Raw genomic sequence first — 24,781 nt, 5'->3', positions numbered from 1 at the left:
TGTAGGTAAATAAGGAGTAGATTTAAATGAGCGCAAAAATTAATGATATGTACTACGCATACTCTGCTATTGAAGATATCAAAGAAAAAGGAGAGTACGGTGGAGTCGTTACCACTATCATGAAATACTTATTAGAAGAAGGTATTGTTGACGGTGTCGTTGGTGTAACCCAAGGTCACGATATTTATGATGGTGTACCAACTCTCATCACTGACCCTGCTGATGTAATCAAAACCGCAGGTTCCATTCACTGTGGTACCTTAAACATTGCTAAATTTGTATCCAAATACTTAGATGGTGCAAGATACATGAAACTTGCTGTTGCATGTAAACCATGTGATGCAATGACCATCCGTGAATTAATGAAAAAAGGTAAAATCATCGAAGATAACGTTATCATGATCGGTGTAAACTGTGGTGGAACTATGTCACCTGTTCCAACCATGAACATGATTAGAGATGTATACGAATTAGATCCTAAAGATGTTATCAAAGAAGAAATCGCAAAAGGTAAACTCATCATGGAAACAGCTGATGGTGAAAAAGGTTTCAAAATCGATGAATTAGAAGAACAAGGTATGGGAAGAAGAGAAAACTGTCAAAGATGTAATCTCAAAATCCCTTCCAACGCTGACTTAGCTTTAGGTAACTGGGGAGTTATCGGAGAATTAGCTGGTAAAGCTACTTTTGTTGAAGTATTCTCAGACAAAGGTGCAGACGTATTAGACAAAGTTATTGAAGCTGGTTTAATCGAAACTGCTGAACCTATCGAAAAAGGTGTAAAAATCAGAGAAAACATCAACAACTTCATGCTTAAAGAATCCCAAGCTAAAAAAGAAGTTGATTACGCAGGTACTACTGGAGACATCATTGACGTATTCTACCAATACGAAGACGAATTCTCCAAATGTATGAAATGTTACGGTTGTCGTGAAGCATGTCCATTATGTTTCTGTGAAGACTGCTGTCTCGAAGCTGAAGGTCCTGAATGGGTACCTGGTGGATACACTCCTGCAGCTCCATTCTTCCACTTAACACGTTTAGTACACATGGTTGACGCATGTACCAACTGTGGACAATGTTCCGAAGTATGTCCATGTGAAATCCCTGTAGCTAAAGTATGGAGTACCGTAAACAACAAAGTAAGAGAAATCTACGGATACGTCCCAGGTATGGGTAGTGACGAACCACTTCCATTCACTGACCATGTATCCAAAGCTAAATGGTTATAAGGATTCTTTCCTTATTTCCAACTTTTTCTTTTTTTTGAGATGTTAAATTAACACTGTTATATTTTCAATTAAAAAAATAATAATTAGGAATTAAACGGTTCACGTTTATTGATTCCATTTATGAAAATTTCTTCCAGTTCATCCTCACTTGCGCCAGATCGGACATGTGAAATCAGCTCGACAAGATTGTCGTTTCTAAGCAGGCATGGTTTGATTTTACCGTCAGGTGTTATTCTCAATCTGGAACAGTTTGCGCAGAATTTAGCATTATCAACAGGCTTAACTACCTCGATTTCTCCACCGTCAATGTAATATTTTTTACGGCCTTGCATAAATTCACGTTCTCGCACGTCATCAGCTATATCAGCCAGCTCTTTTTCGATATCGTCTAGCTTGTAGTGATAGTCCACACTGAACTTGTCGTCATCGCAGTTTTCACTTTCAATCAATTCAATCAGCTGAAGCACAATGTCGTTTTCCTTACAGAATTCGAACATGTCATCAATTTCGTCCTGGTTGATGTCCTTCATTATGACCATGTTAATCTTTACAGGGTACAATCCTACTTCAACAGCTTTAAGGATTCCTCTTTTGGCATCTTCAAGATAGTCCTTTTTGGTGATGAATTCAAATGTTTCCCTGTTGAGTGTGTCCAGGCTGACGTTAACTCTGTCAAGTCCTGCATCCTTTAGCTCCTGAGCATATTTTTCCAAGAGAATTCCGTTGGTTGTCATTGAAATGTCCTTAAACTCAAGGCTTGCGATTTTTTCAACAATCTCCACAATGTCCTTTTTGAGCAATGGCTCTCCACCGGACAGTCTGATTTTTCTCACACCAATCTTCTTGGCTATTTTACATATTGTATATAGCTCGTCTGCGGTCATTTCATCCTTTGATTTGACCATTCCGTCATGGTGGCAGTATAGGCAGTTAACGTTACATCTGTTTGTCAATGTGATTCTTAGTGAAAGAATCGGTCTTTCATATTTGTCTTTTACAACGTTTTCTAGCATGTTATCATTCTTCCACTTTAATTCTTATCTCATGTATCTCTTCATCAATCTTCAACGTGTTGATTGTTGCAAAAATTGTTTCCTTTAGGATTCCCTGGGTGAATTCATTAATCTCAACATCATTGCCGTTTGTCTTGAGTGCAATGTCGGCATTGACCAGTTCATTGTTCTCGATATTCTTAATCTCGATATCTATCAGCTTGACATCATCTTCTGTCTTGAGGGCATTGATCATTCCCTTTATGGAATTTGAAACGATGTTTCGTGTGAAGTGATTAATCAGAATCGCCTTGTTATTGATGAATATTTCACAATCAGCATCTATTGGGTTTTTAGGGGAATTTTCATTAGGGATTACCAATTCTATCTTTCCAATGTCTTCGACACCGTAATCCTTAAGGTTCAGGGTGTTTATGACTCCCATCACGCTTTGCTTCAGGTAGTCGCTTACGAATCTGTTTAACCCAACGACTTTTCCATCTATTGACAGATAGCCTTGGACGTTATCTAAATCATCAACCTTTAGATTGCCGTTTCTAATCTCTGATGCGATTGTCTCGCCGTCATTGTATCCGCAATTGTTTGCAAAGAGTGTGTCAACTATGTCATGGCCTCTTTCTTCTATTAGATCTGCAAGTTCACTAATGCCTTTCTCGTCTATGGTGAATGAATCAACTTCCTTTATGGTGTATTCATCCCTCACGTTAGGTGAAGTGATGATTTTCGGATAGTTGTAGCTTTTGTATCCTTCAATGACTACAAAATCAAAGTCATCCATGTGTTTGATTAGGTACAGTATCCTGTTCAGGTCCATTTCTTGTCTTGCATTGAAAAAGGTTGTTGAACCCACACCAACTACCAGGTTTGCACCGGCCTGCTTGTGTTTCCAGGTGTCTGTATTTTCCTTGTCCATTTCTATTGAATGGTGGGAATGCTTTATTGAAGCGACATTGTATCCCCTTCGTGTCAGCTCTTCAATAACTTTCACGGTCAGTGAAGTTTTTCCGGTATTTTTTTTACCAACAATAGATACTATCTTCATTTTATAATCCCCTTATAATATTATATATCATTCGTATTAATTAAAAATTTCTAAACGGAATTATGTGTAGTTACTACACATTTTAGGTTAACCTAAACTTTTAGGTCGGTTTTTGGCATTTTTGTAATACTTTTTACTATATTTTTTATTACAAAATTGTAGTGATTTTTTTTCTTTTTTTAATATTTGAGAAGTTACAATAGTTTATTTTATCTATATTAATTGATTGGATTATTTTTTATGTAATGGGTAAGTTATATTTATTAATTTATTTCTATCTTAATTTTAATCAATTTTAGAAAAATTTTTTGTGTAGTATTCCCACAGTTATATATAAAAGTTTCTATTTAATTCTAGTAGGCAACTATATTTATATAAGAAAACATATGTGTTATCATTACACATTGGTGGTTCAAAATGCCGAAACATATTGCATCTGGTCTGAAATATTTGGCTGCGGTCAAGTTGAAAGATGCGGGTGAAAGTCATCAAACAATTGCTGACGAGCTTGGTGTTGACAGGTCTACCATATCACATTATCTGAATGGAAGAAACCTTTCTTGGAACTCAATCGATGTTGCAAGGACAATAACCGAGTTATGTCCCAAAGATTTCCTAAGGATGGCCGAGGCAATATTTGAGGAACCAGAACAGAGTCGAAAAATTGTGAATATTTGCAGAGAAAGAGATTTCGAAGTAATTATAGAAGATTCCTGTATTGGTTGCGGCTTATGTGTAAATGCATGTACAATGAAAGCTATTAAGTTAGAATCATTGCAAGCGCATGCAGACTCCATACAATGTTGCGGTTGTCAGCTATGTAGCGAGGATTGCCCAACTAATTCTATAAAAATTTTGGAGATTGAATATGATTAGAAATTTAAAAGAGGTTAAAGACAACAACTTTGACATTACAAGATCTGCTGAAGAAGTCAGAAACTTGTCTTTCAATGACCAGGTATGTTTAGGTTGTGGGATTTGTGAATCAACTTGTCCTGTTGAAGCAATTACCTTAAACGCAATTGCTGTAGACGCACGTCACAGAATCTCAAACGATGTTTACTTCAGTGGTCACGAAAAGATTGCTCAAAACTTCAAAGAAGACTTTGATGTTCAAAGAATTAGCATTGACGAAAGTAAATGTGTATTATGTGGTATGTGCTCCGGATTATGTCCTGTTGATGCATTAGTATTAACTATTGACGGCACTCCAATCAAAGAAATCGACGCATATCCTCATTACAACGCTTTCTCAGAAATTGATGATGATGAATGTATTTACTGTAAAAGATGTGAAATCGCATGTCCTCGTGATGCAATCGTTATCGAAAGAGTTTTACCAAACCGTGCTGACTTAGTAACTGGTGAAATCGACGTAGACGAAAACGAATGTATCTACTGTGGTGTATGTGAAGAATTATGTCCTGCAGAAGCAATCGTTGTTGATAAAGAAACTGGAAAAGAATCCATTGTTATCGACAAAGATGCATGTGTATACTGTTTAGTATGTAAAAAATCCTGTCCTACCAACGCTATCAAAGCAATTTGTAGAGCATGTAACTACGGTGAATATGACTTAGACGCTTCAAAAGCTGTAGTTAAAGGAAACTCCATCATTGACTCAGAACTCTGTGTATTCTGTGGCTGGTGTGAAGGAGTATGTCCAACTGACGCTGCTAAACACAAAAAACCATTCCAAGGTTCTATTGAAATCGACGATGAAAAATGTCAAGCTTGTGGAGCTTGTGTAGATATTTGTGGATGTAACGCATTAGCATTCCCTGTATCCTCAGGTCCTGGTTCCAGAATGGAACACGTAATTGCAAACAATGATTACTGTGTAAAATGTAAAGCATGTGCTAAAGCATGTCCTAACGGCGCAATTACCGTAACCAGAACTGAAATCGACCACACACCTATTAGCTCAACTACTTGGAAAGAAGCTTTAGATGCAATTAAAGATTAGGTGATTAGATGGAACTTAAAGTTAATCAAGATAATTGTTTAGGATGCGGGATTTGTGTAATTGCATGTCCTGTAAATGCTGCTATCAGTCCAGAAAACGCTGGTGGTAATGGTGCTAAGACTGAAGAAGTAATCATGATGGTTGAAAACGGATTCATCAAACTTTTCAGTCCTGAAAAATGTGAAGAATGTGGAACATGCCAAATGTTCTGTCCAGTAAATGCTATATGGTTAGAATAGGGGGATTAATTTATGCATTATGCTAATACTTATTTAGAAAAACCTGTAGTACCTGATGTAAAAATTACTGGTGAAGGAACAACTGACGTACTCAAATGTATGTTAAACACCGGATCAGATATCTACCAAGGTGCTTGTAAAAAAAGAGGATCCACCTTAAAACAAGAGTACAAAAACGCTTCAGGTACTTGTTACATGGATCCAAGAGATATGGCAAAATTAGGTGTAAACAACTGGGATACCGTACTTGTAAAAACCGACTTCGGTGAAGTAGTAGTAAACTGTGCAGTATCAAGAGATGCACCTCACGAAGGAACTGTATTCATTTGTAAAGGACCATGGGCTAACACCATTGTAAGTCACGACACTTACTGCTGTTCTGACCCTACCTACAAAGGAATCAGATGTACTGTCGAAAAAACCGACAGAAAAGTATTACTCATGGCTGACTTAATGAGATGGGTATACAAAAAATACGTTGATGAAGAAGATGACGATGTTGTTGAAAACATGGAATCTTTAGGTGAATTACCTGTTTATCACGGACGTAAATGGGAGGAGTTGATTGATCATGACTTATGAACCACCTGTAACTGATTATGATTACATTGTTGAAAATTGTACCTGTGCATTCTGTGGTTGTAACTGTGACGACTTAGACTACTTAGTTAAAGACAATCACGTAGTTGCAGTAAGACACGCATGCAGATTAGGAGCAAGTAAAATCATGGAAGATATGGACCAAAGATTACTTGTTCCAATGATTAGGGATGAAAACGGAGAACTCAAAGAAGTTGACTGGGATACCGCTTTAGACAAAGCTGCTGAATACATCGCTAATTCCATCAGACCTGTATTCTACGGATGGTCCGAAACTTCTACTGAATGTATGAAAGAAGGAGTAGCATTAGGTGAATACATCGGTGCAGTATTAGATAACCAAGCTACTATCTGTCACGGTCCTTCTCTCCAAGCTGTGCAAAACGCAGGTTACCCTATCCAAACCTTAGGAGAAGTTCAAAACAGAGCTGACATGATTGTTTACTCTGGAAGTAACGCTATGAACTCTCACCCAAGACACATGGCAAGATACGCTGTATTCTGCCGTGGATACTTCAGACAAAGAGGAAGATTCGACAGAACTGTTGTTACCATGGATCCAAAATTCTCAGATACCGCAAAATGTTCAGACAAATGGATTGGATTTGAACAAAACGGAGACTACGGTTTCTACAACGCTATCAGAGCAGTTCTCAGAGGAAAAGAATTATACCAAGACGTAATTTCTGGTATTCCTAAAGAAGACATTTACGAATTAGCAGAAGAAATGAAAAACGCTGAATTTGGTGTTCTCTTCTTCGGTTTAGGTTTAACCCACACTTTATCAAAACAAAGAAACATTGATATCGCTATTAAAATGGTACAAGACTTAAACAAATACAGTAAATGGGGTCTTACTCCAATGAGAGGTCACTTTAACGTAAACGGATTCAACATTTTCATGGCATTCGAATGTGGATTTGCTTTCGGTGTTGACTACTGTAGAGGTTACCCAAGATATATGTTAGGTGAAACCAACACTATCGATTTATTAGTAAGAAAAGAACCAGACTGTTTCATGGTTATTGCAGCTGACCCAGGTGCTCACTTCCCTAACGGAGCAAACCAACACTTAGCTGACATTCCAGTTATTCAAATCGATATCCACTGGGGTCCATCTACCGAACTCGCTGACGTAGTATTACCAGGTTCATTTATTGCTGTTGAATGTGCTGGTACCAGTTACCGTATGGATGGAGTTCCTATCTACATGAAAAAAGCAATCGACAAACCAGAAACCTGTCGTGACGACGAATGGATTGTCCGTGAATTGAAAGAAAGAGTAATGAAACTCAGAGAAGAGCCAAACGTAGCTCCAAAATATGTGCCAAATCCAAACGCACTATAAAGGTGATATAATGGAATATATTCTTAAAAATGGTATTGTCTACGACCCAGCTAACGAAGTTAACGGGGAAAAGATGGACGTCATGTTTAAAGATGGTATTATTGTAGATTCCGTTTCCGCTGATGCTAAAGTCTTAGACGTTACCGATAAAATAGTCATGCCAGCAGGTGTTGACCCTCACGCACACGTTGCAGGTCCTAAATTAGTAGTAGGAAGATTATACAGACCTGAAGATTCCAGAAGAGGTGTTACTCAAAAAACTAAAGTATTAAGATCAGAATCTGGTTTCTCCATTCCAAGTTGTCCTGCAACCGGTTACAGATACTCAAGATTAGGTTACGGTACTGTTGTAGAAGCAGCTATGCCTCCTCTTGAAGCAAAACACACTCACGAAGAAATCGCAACTATTCCACAATTAGACATCCCAGCTTTACCATTATTCGGTAACAACTGGTTTGTAATGGAATATGCAAAAGATAATAATATTGAAGACATTGCAGCATTCGTATCTGCATGGTTAAAAATATCCAAAGGTTACGGTATTAAAATCGTAAACCCATGTGGAAGTGAAGCATGGGGATGGGGTATGAACGTACACGGTTTCAATGATAAAGCACCATACTTTGACGTAACTTCCAAAGAAGTTGTTATTGCTTTAGCAAAAGCTAACGAAATGTTAAACTTGCCTCACTCTATTCACATTCACCCTAACGACTTAGGACACCCAGGTAACGTACCTACAACCTTAGAAACCATGGACGCTATGGACGGTATTAAAAAAGGTAAAGGTGCAGCTGAAGTTAGGGACCAAGTTATGCACATGACTCACTTGCAATTCCACTCTTACTTAGGTAACAGTTGGAAAGATGTAACTTCAGGTGCTGAAGAAGTTGCTAAACACTTCAACAAAAAAGACAACATAACTTGTGATATTGGTCAAGTAACTTTCGACGAAACCACTACCATGACTGCAGACGCTCCTATGGAATACGACTTATTCAAATTATCCGGTCTTAAATGGACCAACAAGGATATTGAATGTGAAACTGCAGCAGGTATCATCCCATGTATCTACTCCAAGAAAAGTCCTGTTAGTACCTTACAATGGGCTATCGGTCTTGAATTATTCTTGTTAATCGAAGATCCATGGAGAGTATGTTTAACCACTGACCACCCTAACGCAGGTCCATTCACAAGATACCCAAGAATCATCTCTTGGTTAATGAGTAATGAGAAAAGACAAGACATGTGTGAAAACGAAGTTCACAAATGGGTTAACAAAAGAACTATTCTCCCTACTCTTGAAAGAGAATACGATTTCTACGATATTGCAACTATTACAAGAGCTGCTCCTGCTAAAATCTACGGATTCACTGACAGAGGTGCACTCACTCCGGGTTACAGAGCAGATATTGCAGTATATGACATAAATCCTAACGAAATTGATCCATCCAAACAAGCTGCTGAAATCGAAAAAGGTTTCGATGTTGCTCAATACACTATTAAAGATGGTCAAATCTTAGTAAAAGACAAAGAAATTGTTAAAGTTAAAGAAAGTCAAAACATTTGGGTTAACGTAAAAGGATGGGAACAAAACGAGCAAAAAGTTATCGACAACATCATGCCGTTCTTCACCCAATACTACTCAGTCAAATGGGAAAACTACCCAGTACACGACCACTACGTATCCAACCCAATTAGAATAGACGTTGAAGGTAAATAGGGGTGTTTAGTTTGAAAACAATTACATTTGATCAAATCAAAACTTCTTCAATCGCTTTAGAATTCGATGAATTAATTCCAGATGAAATTTACTCCTGGACTGAAGCTGATTTCGCAAAATACCAAGTCCCAATTGGAAACTCAAGATTCCCAATCACTGACTTCTTCGACATTACCGTAGAAGGAGAAGCTAACGGACCTGATGAAGTTAAAATGATTTTAAACGGTGACTTAAACAGAGTAAAATACATAGGTTGTAAAATGAGCGGTGGAGACATCGTTTGTAACAGCAGTGTAGATTTACACGTTGGTGCTGAAATGTCCGGTGGTTCCATTCTCGTTAAAGGTAACGCAGCAGCTCACGCAGGAAGAGAAATGTCTGGCGGATACCTTGAAATCGAAGGAAACACTAAAGAATTCACAGGTGCTTCTTACATTGGTGAATGGAGAGGTATGACTGGTGGAGAAATTGTTGTCGGCGGAAACGCTGGTAAACAATGTGGTGAATGTTTAACCGGTGGTAAAATCCACGTTAAAGGTAACTGTGATATCTTAGCTGGTATTCACATGACCAAAGGTCTCATTGAAATTGACGGTGACGTAAACCGTTGGCCTGGTGGACAAATGAAAAACGGTAACATTGTTATCCACGGATTCCTCGGAAGATTACTCGAAGGATTCGTCCTCAATGGTATCGTAGTAGATCCTGAAATTGAAGGATCCACCTTTGAAGGTAAATATATTCACTATACTGGAGATATTGGTCTCAACGGTAAAGGTAACCTTTACTTAGGCGCTGAAGCAAACAAAGAAAAATTAGCTTCCTACGGCGAATTAGACGACGAATATACTTCCATCAGAGAATACAGGAATTTATAATTCCTCTTCTCTTTTCTTTTTTTTAAAATAATTTTGAGTTGATAATATGGTCAAAGAAGTAGAAATGACTTTTGATGAAACTGTGGAGTATGTTAGAAATAATGTGTATGTTGGAGATGTATTTGAAATTTCATATAACCGTATTTTTGCTCCAGGAGAAGTGTTAGGTCTCACTGAAGAAGATGAAGTCACTGGAGAAGGTCTCAGAGTAGGATTACAATTGACCGGTGAAATCTTAAATCAGTCTGTTGAAGTTGACTTGCACGAGATTGCTGATGACTTGCTCGAAATTCGTCATATTCACGATGACGATGAAATTATAATAGAAGTATTATAATCCTCTTTTTTTATTTATTGACGCTTCCTCGAACAATTTTTTTGTTCGATAATATACAAACAATTTTTATATGATGAGAGTAATACTTAATAGTGAGGTTGATTATTATGAAAAATATTGAATTAACCACTGAAGAAGCTGTAAATTACTTGAAAGAAAATGTTAAAATTCATGATGGAATTGAAATATCCTACGACAGGATTTTTGCAGAAGGAGAAGTCTTGAACATGGACTTTTCTGATTATTTCGGCAAACCAGGTTTTAAAATGCTTGTCTCTCTCGATGAAAGTGCATTGGGAGCTACAATAGAAATAGATGTGTATGAAGTAGAAGAGGATATTATTGAATTTATCCATTATCCGAAAGATGGTGAAGATGTGGAAGTTACTGTAATCTAATTACAGTCTGTCCATCTTTTCAAAAGGTATCAATTTTTCAATAGCCTTAACGTGTATGTCAACGCCTTTTTCTCTAACCGCAGCTATTGTATTTAATCCACTGCCTGCAACGATACCGAAGTGATAGTTATCTGCTTTTGCATTGTAGGTCAGTTCCCTTGGTTTTCCTATTTTATATATTGACAATCCTATCTTATCCAATGTGTCAAGCAGATTCACTGAATAGTCACGGGATATGTATGGGATTTCCTTAAAGCTGGCCAATATTTTTCTAGGTCCCATGTCACGGGTGATTGAGGTCATTTCTTTTGCAATGAATATCTTGTGAGGGTCAACTGTTGAACCGTTGTAGGAAATCAATTCAATGAATAGGGACGGTTCTGTAAGTTCCAGAAGTCCACCATATCTTGGGGTGCATCTTATTCCGTTGTTTATTAATATTCCATCAATGCTCAGGCTACATATTGTTGCGATACCGATTTTGTCATCGTCAGTAGGATGTTCAAGTATCTTGTAGTATGGATTGATGTATTTTGGATCGTTGTTGTATGTGTCTTCCATTATGGACAGTGCGTTGTCCAGGTCATCCTTTTTAAGGTAGGATACATTTGAAACGATGTTTCCCTTTCTTTTTTCAACGTCAAAGTTCACCTGCTGGATTAAGTTCCATGATTTTGAAAGTAAAAATGATACATTAGGCTGTGCTGCCTGTGTGACAGGCTTCAGACTGTTTTTAATTGTTGATGTGATTGGAGTCAATGTATTGAAGCTTCTTATTTCTTCAGCTATTTTTATGTCGATTTCCTCACCGGATTCCTGGACTGCCCTGAATGGGGTTATTCCTCCGACAAGGGCTATTCCAACCATTCCTTCAGGAACTGGAATTCCTAAAATGTCCTGGCTTTCATCTGAAATTCCAATTACTCCTCCAATTCCTATTTTGTCAAGTTTATTTATGACATCAATGGTTTTTTCCCTTCCGATACTTGGTATAAGTCTGAAGTTTGCAGGTATAAGCCCTGCTCCTGAGTCAATCACGTCCAATACTGATGTCCTGTTGGGTGATGAAAACGCATCGAGTGGTGTGAGTGAGGTTTTCCTGTATGAAATCAGTTCCTCGAATATTATTGGAGTGTTGTCTTCGATTTTCAGCAGTCCTCCGTACAATGGTTGTGAAGCTATTCCCTCATTGAGAAGTATTCCATCAATTGTGGTTCCGCATAAGGTTGTCACTTCAATTTCCCCATCAACTTTACCTTTGCTTATATTAATGTAAGGACTAACAGAAAGGCCACTTTCAATAATTCTTTTAATTATATCAATTGACTCTTCATTATAAACAGTTGATGTATTGACTACAACATTTCCTTGTTGTGTGATGTAGTTGAAGTCAGTCAAATAAATCATTTCTTCAAATTTTGAATAAATGAAATCGACTTGATCATAAATCAGTCCTTTTTCTAACTTTTCACGACCAAGGTTTGTAATCACTCTGCCGGAGTATCCCTTTCTTTCAGTGTAACCTTTCTCATCAAGAATCTGCATATGGTATCTTACAGCACGTTCCCCTAAATTGAATCCCTTGTCCTTCAGCTCATCAGCTATCATCTTGGATCCTGTAGGCTTTTCCTGCTGACTTAAAATTCTCAAAATCTCTATCATTCGGGGTTCTGAATCTGACATGTTGGGCTCCGGTTATAAAAAAATAAGAAATTAATATTTAGATTAGATATCTAAATATTTTCTTTGTTCGTATCCGAATACTTGGACACGGTATTCGTCCCATTCTTGGTATTTGAGCTCTAGGAATTTTTCACTGATGTGTGGCCCTAAAGCGTTTAATATTAATGGGTCTTCTTCAAGTGAGTGGTATGCTTCCCATAAACTGGTTGGCAATACTTTGATTCCCCTTTCTTTAATTTCCTCTTCGGTCAATTGGTAAAGATCCACTTCAACAGGGTCTCCTGGGTCGATTTTGTTGACGATTCCGTCAATACCTGCTTCAAGCATTACTGTGAATGCGAGGTATGGATTACATGCAGGGTCCGGGGACCTGTATTCGATACGGGTTGCTTTTCCACGTGCTGCAGGAACTCTGATTAATGCAGATCTGTTCCTTAGACCGTATGCTCTGTATACTGGTGCCTCATAACCTGGCACTAAACGTTTGTATGAGTTTACAATAGGATTTGTAATTGCTGTGATTGCTGGGGCGTGTTTGAGTAATCCTCCCATAAAGTAGAGAGCATCTTTTGAAAGACCAGTTTCTGAGTCGGGGTTTGAGAATAAGTTTTTATCGCCTTTGAATACTGATTGGTGACAGTGCATTCCACTACCGCTCACTCCGAAGAATGGTTTAGGCATGAAAGTTACTCTGTAGTCCATTTGGTCAAAGGTAGCCATGTTGTCTACAATCGCTTTGATAGCTTGTTTAAATGTAATTACTGCATCTGCAGTTTTAAGTGCGTCTTTAAACTTGAATGCAATTTCGTTTTGACCTGGTGCCACTTCGTGGTGGGAAGCTTCCACTTCAAAGTCCAAATCTTCAAGATTCAAGGTCAATTCTCTTCTGAAGTCAGTTCCCTTATCTAGAGGTTCCACGTCAAAGTAGCTTGCTTCATCATATGGCATTGGGTATCCATTCTCATCGATGTCCACGATGAAGAATTCAGGTTCCGGACCGATGTTGTATTGCAATCCCATGTCTGCAATGTGCTTGAGGGATTTTTTAAGCAATCCTCTTGGGTCTCCAATGAACGGTTCGTTGTCTGCTGTCCAGACGTCACATATGAATCTGCATGTTGCGGATTCTTCTGGTCTCCATGATAATCTGGAATAAGTGTCAATGTCAGGTTTTAAAACTAAGTCACTATCGTTTATTCCAACGAATCCTGCAATGGATGATCCGTCAAATAGCATTCCTTCGGTAAATAGTTCATTCATGTCTTCGCCATTGAATGGAATAACAATAGTTTTTACTGTACCATTAATATCAACGAATTGTAAACGGATAAACTTAATGTTATCCTCTTTCATTTGCTCTGTGATTCTTTCGATTTTTTCTTCTGGTATGTCACTCATCAAAATCAAGCTCCACTATTAGTTTAAAAATAATAGTCGGAAAACATCTTCCTATTGAATTTATATTTCCAACTCGTAGTATATAAATCTTTATATATATTGTAATCTGTTATTTTTGATATATAAAATCAGAAGTTTTATTTTTTTTAGTAAATAAAATTAGTATAAATTTAATTTTTAATGCTTAATTGTTCAAAACAATATAAAAAAGAATAAAAAATTTGACCTCATGTTTAGTGGGTCAAATCAGAAATGGTCAAATTCGCTGCCGAAGTACTCATAAACTTTCTGAAGCTCTTCTGGAATATTCAGCATTTGAGTACAAAACGGAATGCATTCCATACATTGAACACAGCTGTCTGCTCTTGAATCATCGTCAATTTGGCTGAAATACTGCATTGCACTTGCCTTAGGGTCTCCCATCATGTGGGCAATATTGTATTCTGTTAGGCAGTTTATGATGTCCACTCCATGAGGACAAGGCATGCAATAGCCGCAACGGGTGCAGTCATTGCCTAAAAAAGTCCTGTATGTTCTTGCAACTTCACGTATGATTTCCTGATCGTTTTCGGAAATGATGTCTTCTGTTGATGCAATCTTAACGTTTTCCTTTACCTGTTCAAGATTGTTCATTCCGCTGAATACGCAATCGACATCATCCCTGTTCCACAGGTATTGGAATGCCCATTCGACAGGGGTCCTTTTGACTTCAGCCATGTTCCACAATTCATTGACCTCATCAGGAATGTTGTTGATAAGTCTTCCTCCACGGAGAGGTTCCATAATCATGCTTCCCATATTGACTTGCTTTAGGAAATCAAGTCCCATGACTCCTGACTGGTAGTATTCGTCCAGATAGTTCATCTGGGTCATTGCAACTTCCCATTTAGGATACTCGTCAATGATTTCTATCAGGTAATCGACCTCGATATGTGAGGAAAAACCGATATGCTTTATTTTGCCGGATGAAAGGGCATCGTCTAAAAAGTCAAATACATTCAGGTCCCTCACCTTTTCCCAATCGGGAACGTTCAATGAATGAAGAAGGTAAATGTCAATATAATCTGTTTGAAGCCTTTCAAGCTGCTCGTCAAGATAATAGTCAAAATCAGAATGTTGTTCTATCAGCCATGAGGGGGATTTTGTCTGGAGAATAATCTCGTCCCTTAAGCTGTTTTCATTTAAAAATTTGCCTAGAAATATTTCGCTGTTTCCTTCACCGTCCAAACCTTCCGCATGGTAAGGGTAAGCGGTGTCAATAATGTTGATTCCATTTTCAATTCCATACTTGAGCATTTTTGACGCTTCGCTCTCATCGATATTGTCATTGGAACCGATGGTTGGCAATCTCATTGTCCCAAAACCTAGCCTTGAAACCTCAAGACCGGTCTTTCCAAGTGTATTATATATCATTTCAAATCCTCTAATGGTAAAATTTGTAAAAATGACTATAAAATTGTTATGATTTGAAAAATAAGTTTTAAAAAATAGTGTTAGATGGATAAATTCCTGGGATTTAGGATGCCGGGGGCGGGATTCGAACCCGCGATCTCACGGTATCCCAGGAATACGCTAGAGCACTGCTATATTACCCTATGAGCCGTGCGCTCTAACCAGCTGAGCCACCCCGGCATCTAACAAATATATATATTTCAATCATTACATTTAAAGTTTTTGTTTTTTGATGTTTTTTGGCTTGTTTGAAATCTTTTTTTGAAAAAATATTTTTAATCCATAAAAAGTTATATTAATATTTAAAGTCAAAAATTTATTTAATAAATAATTTTATGATGATGATATTATGAGCAAAGTTAAAGATATGTCACTTGCACCTGAAGGTGTAAGAAAAATCGAATGGGTTCAAAAACACATGCCTGTTTTAGAATCTATTAAAAAGGAGTATTTGGAAACCCAACCGTTCAAAGGAATCACAATCGGATCATGCTTACATTTGGAACCTAAAACAATCAACTTAGGTTTGACCTTGATGGCTGGTGGTGCTGAAGTAGCTATGACTGGCTGTAACCCTTTATCCACTCATGACGATGCAGTTGCAGGAGCGGCTGACTTAGGATTGAACGTTTACGGTTGGAGAGAACAAGACGATGAGGAATACTATCAAACAATCAACATGGTACTTGACCACAAGCCTGACATAATCATTGATGACGGAGCAGACATGATTATGGTTCTTCACAATGAAAGAAAAGAATTATTAAGCCACATCAAAGGTGCATGTGAAGAAACAACAACTGGTGTTCACAGGTTACAGGCAATGCATGCTGACGGCGCATTGAAATTCCCTGTAATTGCAGTAAATGACGCTTACACAAAATATTTATTTGACAACCGTTACGGAACCGGTCAATCAAGTTTTGACGCTATCATGGGAACAACCAACATGGTAATTGCAGGAAAAACCGTAACTGTCTGTGGATATGGATGGTGTGGAAGGGGACTTGCACTCAGAGCAGCAGGTCTCGGAGCAGACGTAATTGTTACAGAAGTTGATCCGATCAGAGCACTTGAAGCAAGAATGGACGGATACCGTGTAATGACCATAAGGGAAGCAGTAAAACAATCCGACTTAATCATTACTGTAACAGGTAACGCAGACATCATCTCAGGTGATGACTTCAAATACATGAAAGACGGATGTATGCTTGCAAACTCCGGACACTTCAATGTTGAAATCAACAGACCAGACCTTGAAGCTATTTCAACAGGCGTTAAAGAAGTTCGTGAAAGTATCGAAGAGTTCACAACCAAGGATGGCAGAAAAATATACTTATTGGCTGATGGTCGTTTAGTAAACCTTTCCGCTGCACGTGGACAAGGACACCCTGCTGAAATCATGGACATGAGTTTTGCTGTACAAGCATTATCCGCAAAACACATCCTAGAAAATGATTTGCCTGTAGGTGTAACCAAAGCACCTGATGAAATCGACTACACTGTAGCAAGCATGAAACTCGACGCTATGGGAATTGAAATCGATTCATTATCTGACAAACAAAAAGCTTACTTGGCAAATTGGCAAGAAGGAACATAGATTTCCTTCTCAAAACTTTTTTTTAGTATGTCTTTTTTTAAGTACATTGACAATGGCAGCGGACCAACCAAATTGTTTATTGGGGGCGTCCATGGAAACGAGGGATTGACCTCCTTGAAATTCATCAAGAGAATTAAGGAAGAGGATCTCTCAGAGGGCCAATTCTATTTTTATAATTTCGACAAGACACCATATATTTCAACAATTGAAAAGGAATACTATGAAACAGAGCTCGGCCAGAAGATTTTAAATCTTATTGAATATTTTGAACCTGATTTCTATACAGAACTGCACTGCTTCAACCTTAAGAATTATGGGAAGCTGACCTCAATGGAAAGGTACAATCGCACAGGAATCCCTCCATTGATAGAGCTTGGAAATCATGTGCTTGTCTCATCAGTTTCTCCTTTGATAAGAATGACGTATTTTTCAACAGATACGGTTTGCAAGACATTGGAATTTCCATGTTTTGAAAAATTGACTCCTGAACTTGTGGAAAAATATGATTTCAACAAGGATTTGGCTATAAAAACATATGAGAACTTGCTTAAATTGATTTTAAAGTCACCTTCACGTGAATATTTTGAAAAACAGATGTTGATAGATTACGCTGATCAGGTTGACTTGGCAGTTAAATATGCAAAAAAGGTATTTGGCGAAGACTTTCCTCCGTATTAGTCTGTCATTGTTTAAATAGTAGTATTAATATATATTTATTCGGTGATTAAATGGCAAAATTTTGTAAAAATTGTGGTGCCGAATTGGAAGAGGGATCTGTATTCTGCAATGAATGTGGAACAAAAGCTGGTGAATCTAAACCTAATAACGCCAACGATTCTCACATTTTTTCAGAATATAATATCGACATGATGGACGGGGAAGAAATCATTAGGCATTCTCAAATCCATGAGGGCTGTCTAATAGTTCCTGGAATTATTCTTGGTTTGGGAATCCTGTTTGGGATTATTAATTTTTTAATTGAGGCGTCTTATTGGTATTATTTCGATTTTTTTTCGCATTACTGGGATTCTTCAATATATTCACAATCGTTGGTTTGATTTGGCTTATCATCAGATTCATAGGATATAAGACAAATGACCTAATCTTGACCAACAAGAGAGTGTTCGGTAAATGTGGATTGATTTCAATTACTCAAATGCAGTCCCCGTTAAACAAGATTGATTCTGTCTCATACAGTAGCGGTCTAATCGGAAGACTTATAGGGTATGGTACTGTTCAGATAGCAACAACCTCATCTAAATTCAAATTCAGATTCATTCGTGATGGTCAATCCATATATAATGACATCTTCAATCAGCTGGAGATATCTGAAGCGGAAAAAAGAGTTGAAAACGCTAAAGTCATTGTCGATGAGATTGCTAAGAAAATGGAGTAATTTAGAAGATTTTTTCTTCTAAACTTTTTTTTAATTTTAAAACCAGGCGTCAAGACTTCCCTGTGAGGAATTTAAATTTTTAAGCCTATCTGATGCCTTGCTTACACGTTCCACTGAAAATCCATGTTCATAGCACATGAATTCGATTAGTTTTTCCTTGTCCGGTTTTCCCCAGTCTATTTTGTAATCGGTATTCACGTTATGCTTCAGGAAAATGTCACGGACCTCGTCAAGGTCATGTGTGGATTCCTTTTGAAGCTCAGCTATTTTTTCCTTGAGCTGTCCCTTGTGGGCTAACTTGAGAGCGGTCTTTGCTCCGACTCCCTTAAGTCCATCGCAAAAGTCGGTACCGATAAGGATTCCCATGTCAACCAGCTCTTCGCGTGTGACGTTTAATTGTTTCAACACCTTGTCAAGCTGGTAGTATTCGAGATTTCCAAGGTTTGAGTTGACTGCAAGGTTTCTTACAACCCTTTTGGCTCCAAACAAAAGGCAATCGTAATCCTGTGATGCCACGGCATATGCGTCACCGTTTGCAACAAGATAAGCTGCCTGCGCTTCACCTTCACCTTTCGCCTCAACATATGGTATTCCCATAAGTGTCAGAAGCTTTTTGGATGATTCGATTATCTCAGGAGATAGTTTGGATGACCTCATCGCATACTTTCTTGCCTTTTCGGTGTCTCCTTCGGCAAGGGCTTCCTTGAAGATCTTTTCGGATTCCTCACGCACTTCCCTTCTTTTTGCCTGGGTTTCGCTTTTAAGTTCAGGTGCCTTACCGTCAAAGATATAGATGGGCTTTATGTCCTTTTCAATCATTGAGGAGTTACGATATAAGATTCCACTCAAGTGTGATGTAACATTTCCGTTTTCATCTGTCAGAGGTCTTCCGTCCCTTTGTCTGATTGTTGATAGGAATTGGTAAAGTGTGTTGAATGCATCGATTGATACCACTCTTCCCTCCAAGTCCTTGAAATTGATATTTTCCGGTTCAACTATATCTTTTAGTTTTACACCCATTTTTTCACCTATATTTCAGTAAAATAGCTTACAGGGAACATTTCCTTAATCCACATTAATATCTCATCATTGTTGATTATGACGTAATCACGAGCCAGGAAGTCTTCGTCTGTGCCGAACATTTCTTTTAATTTGTCGTTTGGCCTTTCAATGAATATGTTGTTGACTTCTCTTCTTGACTCTATATGATAATTTTTAAGGATTCTTCCTATTGGTATGTCCGCCCTGAGCAAATCATTGCACACTTCCTTTGTGCATCTTCCCAATGGAACATGTGAAATGGCATATATTAAAGGCTGGTCATCCTTATGCATTAAGACTTCCCTGAAGTTAATTTCATCGCCCTCATTCACATTCACTAGTTTGGCACGTTCTGCGTCTGCATCTTCCAGATGTTGGTCTATGGTGTCCAATGTGATTTTGCCATATAAAACGTCCAGAATTGCAGTGATTGATCCGTCTGTTGTTAGCAGTATTTTTTGTGTGTTTGAAAATTCCTGACCGTAGTCCTTTTCAAGGTCGTTAATTTTTTCGATTAGTCGCTTGTTTGCTTCGTTTTTGTCTTGTACCATTCAAATCACCTATAAGTCTTTTGGATTGGTAATAACTCCTGTGAGTGCGGATGCCGCAACCACCTTGGAGTTAGATAAGTATACCTCAGAAGCAGGGTCTCCCATTCTGCCTTTGAAATTCCTGTTGGTTGTGGATATGCATGATTCGCCTTCGCTTAACACTCCCATGTGTCCTCCGAGACATGGTCCGCAACCAGGATTGCAGATGATTGCTCCTGCGTTTATGAATGTATCAATGTAGCCTTCGTGAATGGCCTGCTGGTAAATTTCTCTTGAAGCTGGCAATATTAATAGTCTGATGCTGTCGTCGATTGTGTTTCCTTCCAAGATTTCCGCAGCATCCTTCAGGTCGGACAATCTTCCGTTGGTGCATGATCCAATCAAACATTGGTCAATTGAGGTTCCCTCAATCTTTGAGATTCCTTTCACGTTATCCACGTCATTTGGACATGCGATTTGAGGTTCCAAGTCACTTATGTCAAAGTGCATTTCCTTTTCATATTCCGCATCGGCATCTGATTTAACGATGTTCAATTCTGATTCGCTTTTGCCGGTTCTTTGACAGATGTAGCTAATGACTTCCTTATTCGGTTCCATTATACCGTTTTTTGCACCCATTTCAATAGCCATGTTACACATGGTTGCCCTTCCTTCAACGCCCATGTTCTCGATGGTCTCTCCACAAAACTCTGCAGTCTTGTAGGTTGCACCGGCTATTCCTATTTCTCCTATAATGTTTAGAATAATGTCTTTAGGGGCAATGTATGGATTGAGTTCGCCTGTAACTTCCATTTTGATAGCTTCAGGAACCATGAACCAGGTTTTACCGGTTGCCCAAACCATTGCAAGGTCAGTGGCACCCATACCTGTTGAAAACGCTCCGAATGCACCATAGGTACATGTGTGTGAGTCAGCTCCGACAATGACTTTTCCAGGTTCAACCAAACCCATTTCAGGAACTACCTGATGGCAGATTCCTTCACCATGAATGAAGTTTTTAGTAATGTTTTGGGTTTTGATGAACTCACGGCAAACCTTTTGGAACTCCGCCGAACCGATTGTGTTTGCAGGAACGTTGTGGTCAAAGATGATTGCTATCTTTTCGGAATCCCATACCTTTTCAGCTATTTTTTCAAATGTCTTGATTGCAGGCGGGCTTGTCCCGTCGTGTGACATTGCAAGGTCGACTGGGATTTCAATGATTTCTCCAGGGGTCACCTCATGGCCTGCTTTTGATGAAAGTATTTTTTCAGTAATATTCATGATCATGACCTATTTCTTGGTATTTTTAACGATTTCCCTGAACACTTGGTCGTTAATGTATTTTCCTTCTTCCCTTTGCTTTTTGACTTGTCTTACGATTTCAATGAGCTCTTCATTAGTGACATCAAGTTCGCATTCGTTCAATTTTGCCCTTACTGCTCTGCATCCGGAATGTTTACCAAGCACTAATTGACGTTTTTGTCCGACAAGTTCTGGGAGGTATGGCTCGTAGCATAATGGCTCCTCAATTACCGCATCAACATGAATTCCTGATTCGTGTCTGAATACGTTGTTTCCGACAACTGGCTTGTTGTAAGGGATTGGCAATCCGCTTGCTTTTGACACGAGTTCGGATAGTTCCTTGATGTATTTTGTCTTGAATCCGTAATCCTTGCCGTATAGGATTTTCATTGCCATGATGAGCTCTTCAAGTGAAGCGTTACCTGCTCTCTCACCAATACCGTTGACTGTTGTTGAAACTGCTTTTGCACCTGCCAAAACACCAACGATGGAGTTTATCACAGCCAATCCGAAATCATTATGTAAGTGAACTGCAATGTCAAGTTTCAAGTCTTTGACAAGTTCCTTAACCAGATAGTCAATACCTTGAGGGGTTATTGCTCCGGTTGTGTCTGCGATATGTACCCTGTCAGCTCCACACTCTTCAGCCTTGCCGTAAATACGTTTCAGGAATTCGATATCTGTTCTTGTAGCATCTTCCGCTGAAAATGCAACGAACAGTCCATGGTCTTTAGCGTAATCCACTGCAGTTTCACATAGGTTGATTGCATCTTGCCTTGTGATGTGCATCTTATGGTCCAAGTGGATGTCGGAAGTTCCGACAAATGTAATGATACCGTCCACATCACAGTCAAGAGCGGCATCGATGTCTTCAGGTTTTGTTCTGGTCAAACCAAGGATTGTCGCGTCAAGGCCCTCATTTGCTATTGCCTTAACTGATTCCTTTTCTTTTTCAGACACTATTGGAAAACCTGCTTCAATTTGATGTATCTTAAATTGATCCAGTTTTCTTGCAATTTCCAATTTTTCATCAAAACTGAAACAAACGCCAGGGGTTTGTTCACCGTCTCTTAATGTTGTATCATAAATAGTAATATCTTCAGGAAATGTCAATTCACATTCCTTGTTATAATGACTTATAAAATATTGCAAAATTATCACTTCTTAAATTTAATATTTAATATTAGTAGTTATTCAGTATTTAAATTTTCTAAAAGTTCCATGTATGAAGTTCTCTCAAACCCATCGGTGATGCCCAATTTCTCAAACAACTTGAATATTTCGCCTTGGGCTTCATCGTAATCGCTATTGTCTTCAAGGGCTATTTCTATTTCCATATATGGTGGAAGGCCTTCAACGTCGTCCAGTGATATTTCGAAATTCTCATAAGTGTAGTATTGTCGGCTTTTCCTGACAGTTCTTGCTTCCTTAAATCCGATTTCCTCAAAGATGTCCTTTGCCTTTTCGGCACTTTCGATATTCATCTCAACTTCCTTTCTTGTTTTGGCCTCGCTGTTGAGCTTAGGTCCCTTGTAGGTTATGAAGATGTCATTGTCAGTTGTTCTAATTCTTAATGCCTCATCGGTTTTTGCAAAATCCACTATTGGGCTTGCAAAGTAGATGTCTTCCTGGAATTCTGTTTTACTTTTGACTGCACCAATATTGTTTAGTCTACTTTCCATTTCATCAAAATTGTCGATTCTTGCCTTTACTTCAACTTCAATCATGGTTAAAGGTTTGACTGCATTAATTATTATAAATTTCTAATTCGCTTAAGTTGAATATTTTGTCTGATAATCCTTTTTCACATAGTTCATTTGAAAAGAAAGTCAAATCAGCATCATTTGATATTATTGGAATTTTCATCTCTTTAGAAAAGGCGATTATTGCCATATCCTCAAATGAAGGTATTGTATCTCTTCTGTTTTTTAGCTTTAGGAATTCATTTACATTAGGGTGATGTTTCAATTCTTTAAAAAATTCATAGATTTGGTCAATATATTTTTCAGGAGGCTGGTAAATGATGACAGTGAACCATTCCTTCGTTTGCAATCTAGATAGTTTCATTTTAACCTTGAATTCTATTCCTAGGATAAATGCCTGATCAGGATTTTTTGGAAGGTTTGCTAGTTGCTTTGATTTAATGAATTCATTAGTTATTTTTCTGATTTCCTTGTTTTTAATTTCATTAATTATAAATTCAGGTACCACAATCTCTGCATTGTTTTTCACTAGAAATTCAGTTAATCTTTGTGTTTTGTTGGCATATTCAATAAGTTGATGGTGTTTAATGTTAAAGCACTGATAAATAATTAGCATTGTGTCATAGGTGATGGTGTCAATATCTTTTAGCTGATTCATTGCAAATCCTCCTTATTTATAGAAGACATTTAAGTCAATGTCTTCATCATATAATCGTGGAATTACATTTAAGTCGGATATGAATTGCTGTAGTTTAATAAAACTTTCATCAATCGCGCTTAAATCATAATTTGAGAATGATTTGGACAGTTTGTAATTTCTGAAATAATAATGCTCTATTTCATCCACATAACTGTAGATGGCACATAGAAATCTGGTCTTTTCATTGACGTTTAATTTTTCCTTTTTGAGGGCTATTTTCAGATAATCAAGAGACCCTAAAATTAATGTTTTATTGCTGCATTCCTCGAAATTTTCAAATATGTCCTGCAGTCCTTTAATTTTATCCAAAACAATTTCATCAGTGATAGTTTTTTTTGAATCATATACTTCCAATTTATTTAGTAAATTGAAATTATTTATTTTCTTAAGCGCTGATTCAATGACCTTCTTGGATATATTGGGTTTTAGATAGGTCAATACGGCAATAATTTCATTGTCAATTTCAATCGGCTTAATCTTGTTACAGTAATAAATGATTGTGGATAGGGCTTCAAGATATTCCGTATCTCCGTTTTCAATGAACTCTTTAAATGAATCCAATTTAAAATTAAAGTCATTGTCCTTTTTTAGTGTTGGAATATTTCTGTAATCGTCACTAAGCTCAATGGAGTAGGGTCCCCTTTTATGAAAGTTAAAGTGGTAAGTGTTGTCCCATCCAAAGAGTTTGGACAAGTAAACCAATTTTTGAACTTTAATTCTGAAGTCTTTGTCATGATTGATTTTTTCTTCAAGTTCTTTCTCATTATTGCATGGCAATGTGTCTTTAATTGAATTTAAAAAATATGCAAGATCGTTAATTTCGCTCATTATAACACCTTTTGATATTTTTCGTGGCATTTAAACATGGTTATTTGATTTAATTTTAAATTGGTCTGCCTACTATTTAAATTTATCTAACAAGGCTTGCAGTATTTTCAAATATTTTTTTAAACGAAATATTGTTAAGTAAATACAATTTTACGGTTTTAAATCAATTTTTCAAATTTAGAACAATAATGTTGGGGCAAAGCAATTTAATTAAAAATTTTTCTAAAATGAGGACGACTCAAAATTAATTATTTTTTTAAAAATTTTTTTTTGAATTTATTATTATTTTTAGGTATTTTGTTTGTTTTCATGGTGTATGAGCTCATTTTGTATTGTTTCATTGTATATTCGTTTTAAATTGTGTGATAT

26 protein-coding genes and 1 tRNA gene are annotated in these 24,781 nt (G+C 37.6%); 14 read left to right on the top strand and 13 right to left on the bottom strand.

Annotated features, from left to right (window positions below):
- Positions 1 to 26 precede the first annotated feature (26 nt).
- Positions 27 to 1,232 carry a Coenzyme F420 hydrogenase/dehydrogenase, beta subunit C-terminal domain gene (locus ILA26_RS02175; protein WP_292893616.1) on the top strand — a complete coding sequence of 402 codons (1,206 nt, stop codon included), beginning with the start codon at positions 27 to 29 and terminating at the stop codon, positions 1,230 to 1,232.
- Positions 1,233 to 1,315: 83 nt separating this feature from the next.
- Here ILA26_RS02175 and moaA read toward each other — a convergent pair whose 3' ends face one another.
- A complete protein-coding gene (moaA, locus tag ILA26_RS02170; protein WP_292893614.1) occupies positions 1,316 to 2,245 on the bottom strand; it encodes a GTP 3',8-cyclase MoaA in 930 nt (309 codons plus the stop codon).
- 4 nt (positions 2,246 to 2,249) lie between these two features.
- Positions 2,250 to 3,287: a molybdopterin-guanine dinucleotide biosynthesis protein B gene (gene mobB / locus ILA26_RS02165; RefSeq protein WP_292893612.1), complete on the bottom strand. Its 1,038-nt coding sequence runs from the start codon at positions 3,285 to 3,287 to the stop codon at positions 2,250 to 2,252.
- Between the two features lie 417 nt (positions 3,288 to 3,704).
- Here mobB and ILA26_RS02160 point away from each other — a divergent pair, with 417 nt between their 5' ends.
- The 9 genes from ILA26_RS02160 (at position 3,705) to ILA26_RS02120 (ending at position 10,776) form a co-directional block, all read left to right on the top strand.
- Positions 3,705 to 4,163, top strand: a complete 459-nt coding sequence (locus tag ILA26_RS02160; RefSeq protein WP_292893610.1) for a 4Fe-4S binding protein — start codon at positions 3,705 to 3,707, stop codon at positions 4,161 to 4,163.
- Positions 4,156 to 5,253, top strand: coding sequence for a tungsten-dependent formylmethanofuran dehydrogenase subunit FwdF (fwdF, locus tag ILA26_RS02155; protein WP_292893608.1), 1,098 nt, complete (start codon positions 4,156 to 4,158; stop codon positions 5,251 to 5,253). Before ILA26_RS02160 ends, fwdF begins: the two co-directional genes overlap by 8 nt.
- A gap of 8 nt (positions 5,254 to 5,261) precedes the next feature.
- Complete coding sequence (locus ILA26_RS02150; protein WP_292743149.1) at positions 5,262 to 5,492, top strand: 4Fe-4S binding protein; 231 nt, start codon at positions 5,262 to 5,264, stop codon at positions 5,490 to 5,492.
- Positions 5,493 to 5,504: 12 nt separating this feature from the next.
- Positions 5,505 to 6,074 (top strand): molybdopterin dinucleotide binding domain-containing protein, encoded by a 570-nt coding sequence (locus ILA26_RS02145; protein ID WP_292845856.1) that lies wholly within the window; start codon positions 5,505 to 5,507, stop codon positions 6,072 to 6,074.
- Entirely contained in the window at positions 6,064 to 7,440 is a 1,377-nt protein-coding gene (locus ILA26_RS02140; protein ID WP_292893606.1) for a formylmethanofuran dehydrogenase subunit B, read from the top strand. The genes ILA26_RS02145 and ILA26_RS02140 overlap by 11 nt, the downstream gene beginning before the upstream one ends.
- A 7-nt stretch (positions 7,441 to 7,447) precedes the next feature.
- The gene (locus ILA26_RS02135) at positions 7,448 to 9,163 is read left to right on the top strand and encodes a formylmethanofuran dehydrogenase subunit A (RefSeq protein WP_292893689.1); all 1,716 of its coding nucleotides are present in this window, start codon (positions 7,448 to 7,450) and stop codon (positions 9,161 to 9,163) included.
- 2 nt (positions 9,164 to 9,165) lie between these two features.
- Positions 9,166 to 10,041 carry a formylmethanofuran dehydrogenase subunit C gene (locus tag ILA26_RS02130; RefSeq protein ID WP_292893604.1) on the top strand — a complete coding sequence of 292 codons (876 nt, stop codon included), beginning with the start codon at positions 9,166 to 9,168 and terminating at the stop codon, positions 10,039 to 10,041.
- 46 nt (positions 10,042 to 10,087) lie between these two features.
- Entirely contained in the window at positions 10,088 to 10,378 is a 291-nt protein-coding gene (locus tag ILA26_RS02125) for a DUF2097 domain-containing protein (RefSeq protein WP_292893603.1), read from the top strand.
- Positions 10,379 to 10,485: 107 nt separating this feature from the next.
- Positions 10,486 to 10,776: a DUF2097 domain-containing protein gene (locus ILA26_RS02120; protein ID WP_292893601.1), complete on the top strand. Its 291-nt coding sequence runs from the start codon at positions 10,486 to 10,488 to the stop codon at positions 10,774 to 10,776.
- Here the strand turns inward: ILA26_RS02120 and ILA26_RS02115 are convergent, their stop codons facing one another.
- The 4 genes from ILA26_RS02115 to ILA26_RS02100 form a co-directional block, all read right to left on the bottom strand.
- Complete coding sequence (locus ILA26_RS02115) at positions 10,777 to 12,459, bottom strand: DUF128 domain-containing protein (RefSeq protein ID WP_292893599.1); 1,683 nt, start codon at positions 12,457 to 12,459, stop codon at positions 10,777 to 10,779.
- Positions 12,460 to 12,501: 42 nt separating this feature from the next.
- Entirely contained in the window at positions 12,502 to 13,857 is a 1,356-nt protein-coding gene (gene glnA / locus ILA26_RS02110) for a type I glutamate--ammonia ligase (RefSeq protein ID WP_292893597.1), read from the bottom strand.
- Between the two features lie 246 nt (positions 13,858 to 14,103).
- Positions 14,104 to 15,270 (bottom strand): aldo/keto reductase, encoded by a 1,167-nt coding sequence (locus ILA26_RS02105; RefSeq protein WP_292893595.1) that lies wholly within the window; start codon positions 15,268 to 15,270, stop codon positions 14,104 to 14,106.
- A gap of 109 nt (positions 15,271 to 15,379) precedes the next feature.
- Positions 15,380 to 15,489: transfer RNA gene (locus ILA26_RS02100), tRNA-Met, on the bottom strand.
- 169 nt (positions 15,490 to 15,658) lie between these two features.
- Between ILA26_RS02100 and ILA26_RS02095 the strand changes: the two genes are divergently transcribed.
- Genes ILA26_RS02095 through ILA26_RS02080 form a run of 4 tightly spaced genes read left to right on the top strand, consistent with a single transcriptional unit; the run spans position 15,659 to position 18,305 of the window.
- On the top strand, positions 15,659 to 16,909 hold the full coding sequence (locus tag ILA26_RS02095) for an adenosylhomocysteinase (RefSeq protein ID WP_292893593.1): 1,251 nt from the start codon (positions 15,659 to 15,661) through the stop codon (positions 16,907 to 16,909).
- A gap of 27 nt (positions 16,910 to 16,936) precedes the next feature.
- Positions 16,937 to 17,587, top strand: a complete 651-nt coding sequence (locus tag ILA26_RS02090) for a DUF2119 domain-containing protein (protein ID WP_292893591.1) — start codon at positions 16,937 to 16,939, stop codon at positions 17,585 to 17,587.
- 50 nt (positions 17,588 to 17,637) lie between these two features.
- On the top strand, positions 17,638 to 17,967 hold the full coding sequence (locus ILA26_RS02085) for a zinc-ribbon domain-containing protein (protein ID WP_292893590.1): 330 nt from the start codon (positions 17,638 to 17,640) through the stop codon (positions 17,965 to 17,967).
- On the top strand, positions 17,964 to 18,305 hold the full coding sequence (locus ILA26_RS02080; protein ID WP_292893588.1) for a PH domain-containing protein: 342 nt from the start codon (positions 17,964 to 17,966) through the stop codon (positions 18,303 to 18,305). The genes ILA26_RS02085 and ILA26_RS02080 overlap by 4 nt, the downstream gene beginning before the upstream one ends.
- Positions 18,306 to 18,341: 36 nt before the next feature.
- Here the strand turns inward: ILA26_RS02080 and fen are convergent, their stop codons facing one another.
- The 7 genes from fen to ILA26_RS02045 are packed head-to-tail and all read right to left on the bottom strand — an operon-like array spanning position 18,342 to position 24,412.
- The gene (gene fen / locus ILA26_RS02075; protein ID WP_292893586.1) at positions 18,342 to 19,325 is read right to left on the bottom strand and encodes a flap endonuclease-1; all 984 of its coding nucleotides are present in this window, start codon (positions 19,323 to 19,325) and stop codon (positions 18,342 to 18,344) included.
- An 8-nt stretch (positions 19,326 to 19,333) separates the two neighbouring features.
- Complete coding sequence (locus ILA26_RS02070) at positions 19,334 to 19,897, bottom strand: chorismate lyase (RefSeq protein WP_292893584.1); 564 nt, start codon at positions 19,895 to 19,897, stop codon at positions 19,334 to 19,336.
- Positions 19,898 to 19,906: 9 nt separating this feature from the next.
- On the bottom strand, positions 19,907 to 21,160 hold the full coding sequence (gene hacA / locus ILA26_RS02065) for a homoaconitase large subunit (RefSeq protein ID WP_292893582.1): 1,254 nt from the start codon (positions 21,158 to 21,160) through the stop codon (positions 19,907 to 19,909).
- Positions 21,161 to 21,169: 9 nt separating this feature from the next.
- On the bottom strand, positions 21,170 to 22,333 hold the full coding sequence (locus ILA26_RS02060; protein ID WP_292893580.1) for a homocitrate synthase family protein: 1,164 nt from the start codon (positions 22,331 to 22,333) through the stop codon (positions 21,170 to 21,172).
- A 38-nt stretch (positions 22,334 to 22,371) separates the two neighbouring features.
- Positions 22,372 to 22,908 (bottom strand): class IV adenylate cyclase, encoded by a 537-nt coding sequence (gene cyaB / locus ILA26_RS02055; protein WP_292893577.1) that lies wholly within the window; start codon positions 22,906 to 22,908, stop codon positions 22,372 to 22,374.
- A 19-nt stretch (positions 22,909 to 22,927) separates the two neighbouring features.
- Complete coding sequence (locus ILA26_RS02050; protein WP_292893574.1) at positions 22,928 to 23,542, bottom strand: hypothetical protein; 615 nt, start codon at positions 23,540 to 23,542, stop codon at positions 22,928 to 22,930.
- Positions 23,543 to 23,554: 12 nt separating this feature from the next.
- On the bottom strand, positions 23,555 to 24,412 hold the full coding sequence (locus ILA26_RS02045; protein ID WP_292893570.1) for a hypothetical protein: 858 nt from the start codon (positions 24,410 to 24,412) through the stop codon (positions 23,555 to 23,557).
- Positions 24,413 to 24,781: the final 369 nt, after the last annotated feature.

The sequence above is a fragment of the Methanobrevibacter sp. genome (genome assembly GCF_017940815.1).
GTDB lineage: Archaea > Methanobacteriota > Methanobacteria > Methanobacteriales > Methanobacteriaceae > Methanocatella.
This window is presented reverse-complemented; position numbering and strand designations above follow the sequence as displayed.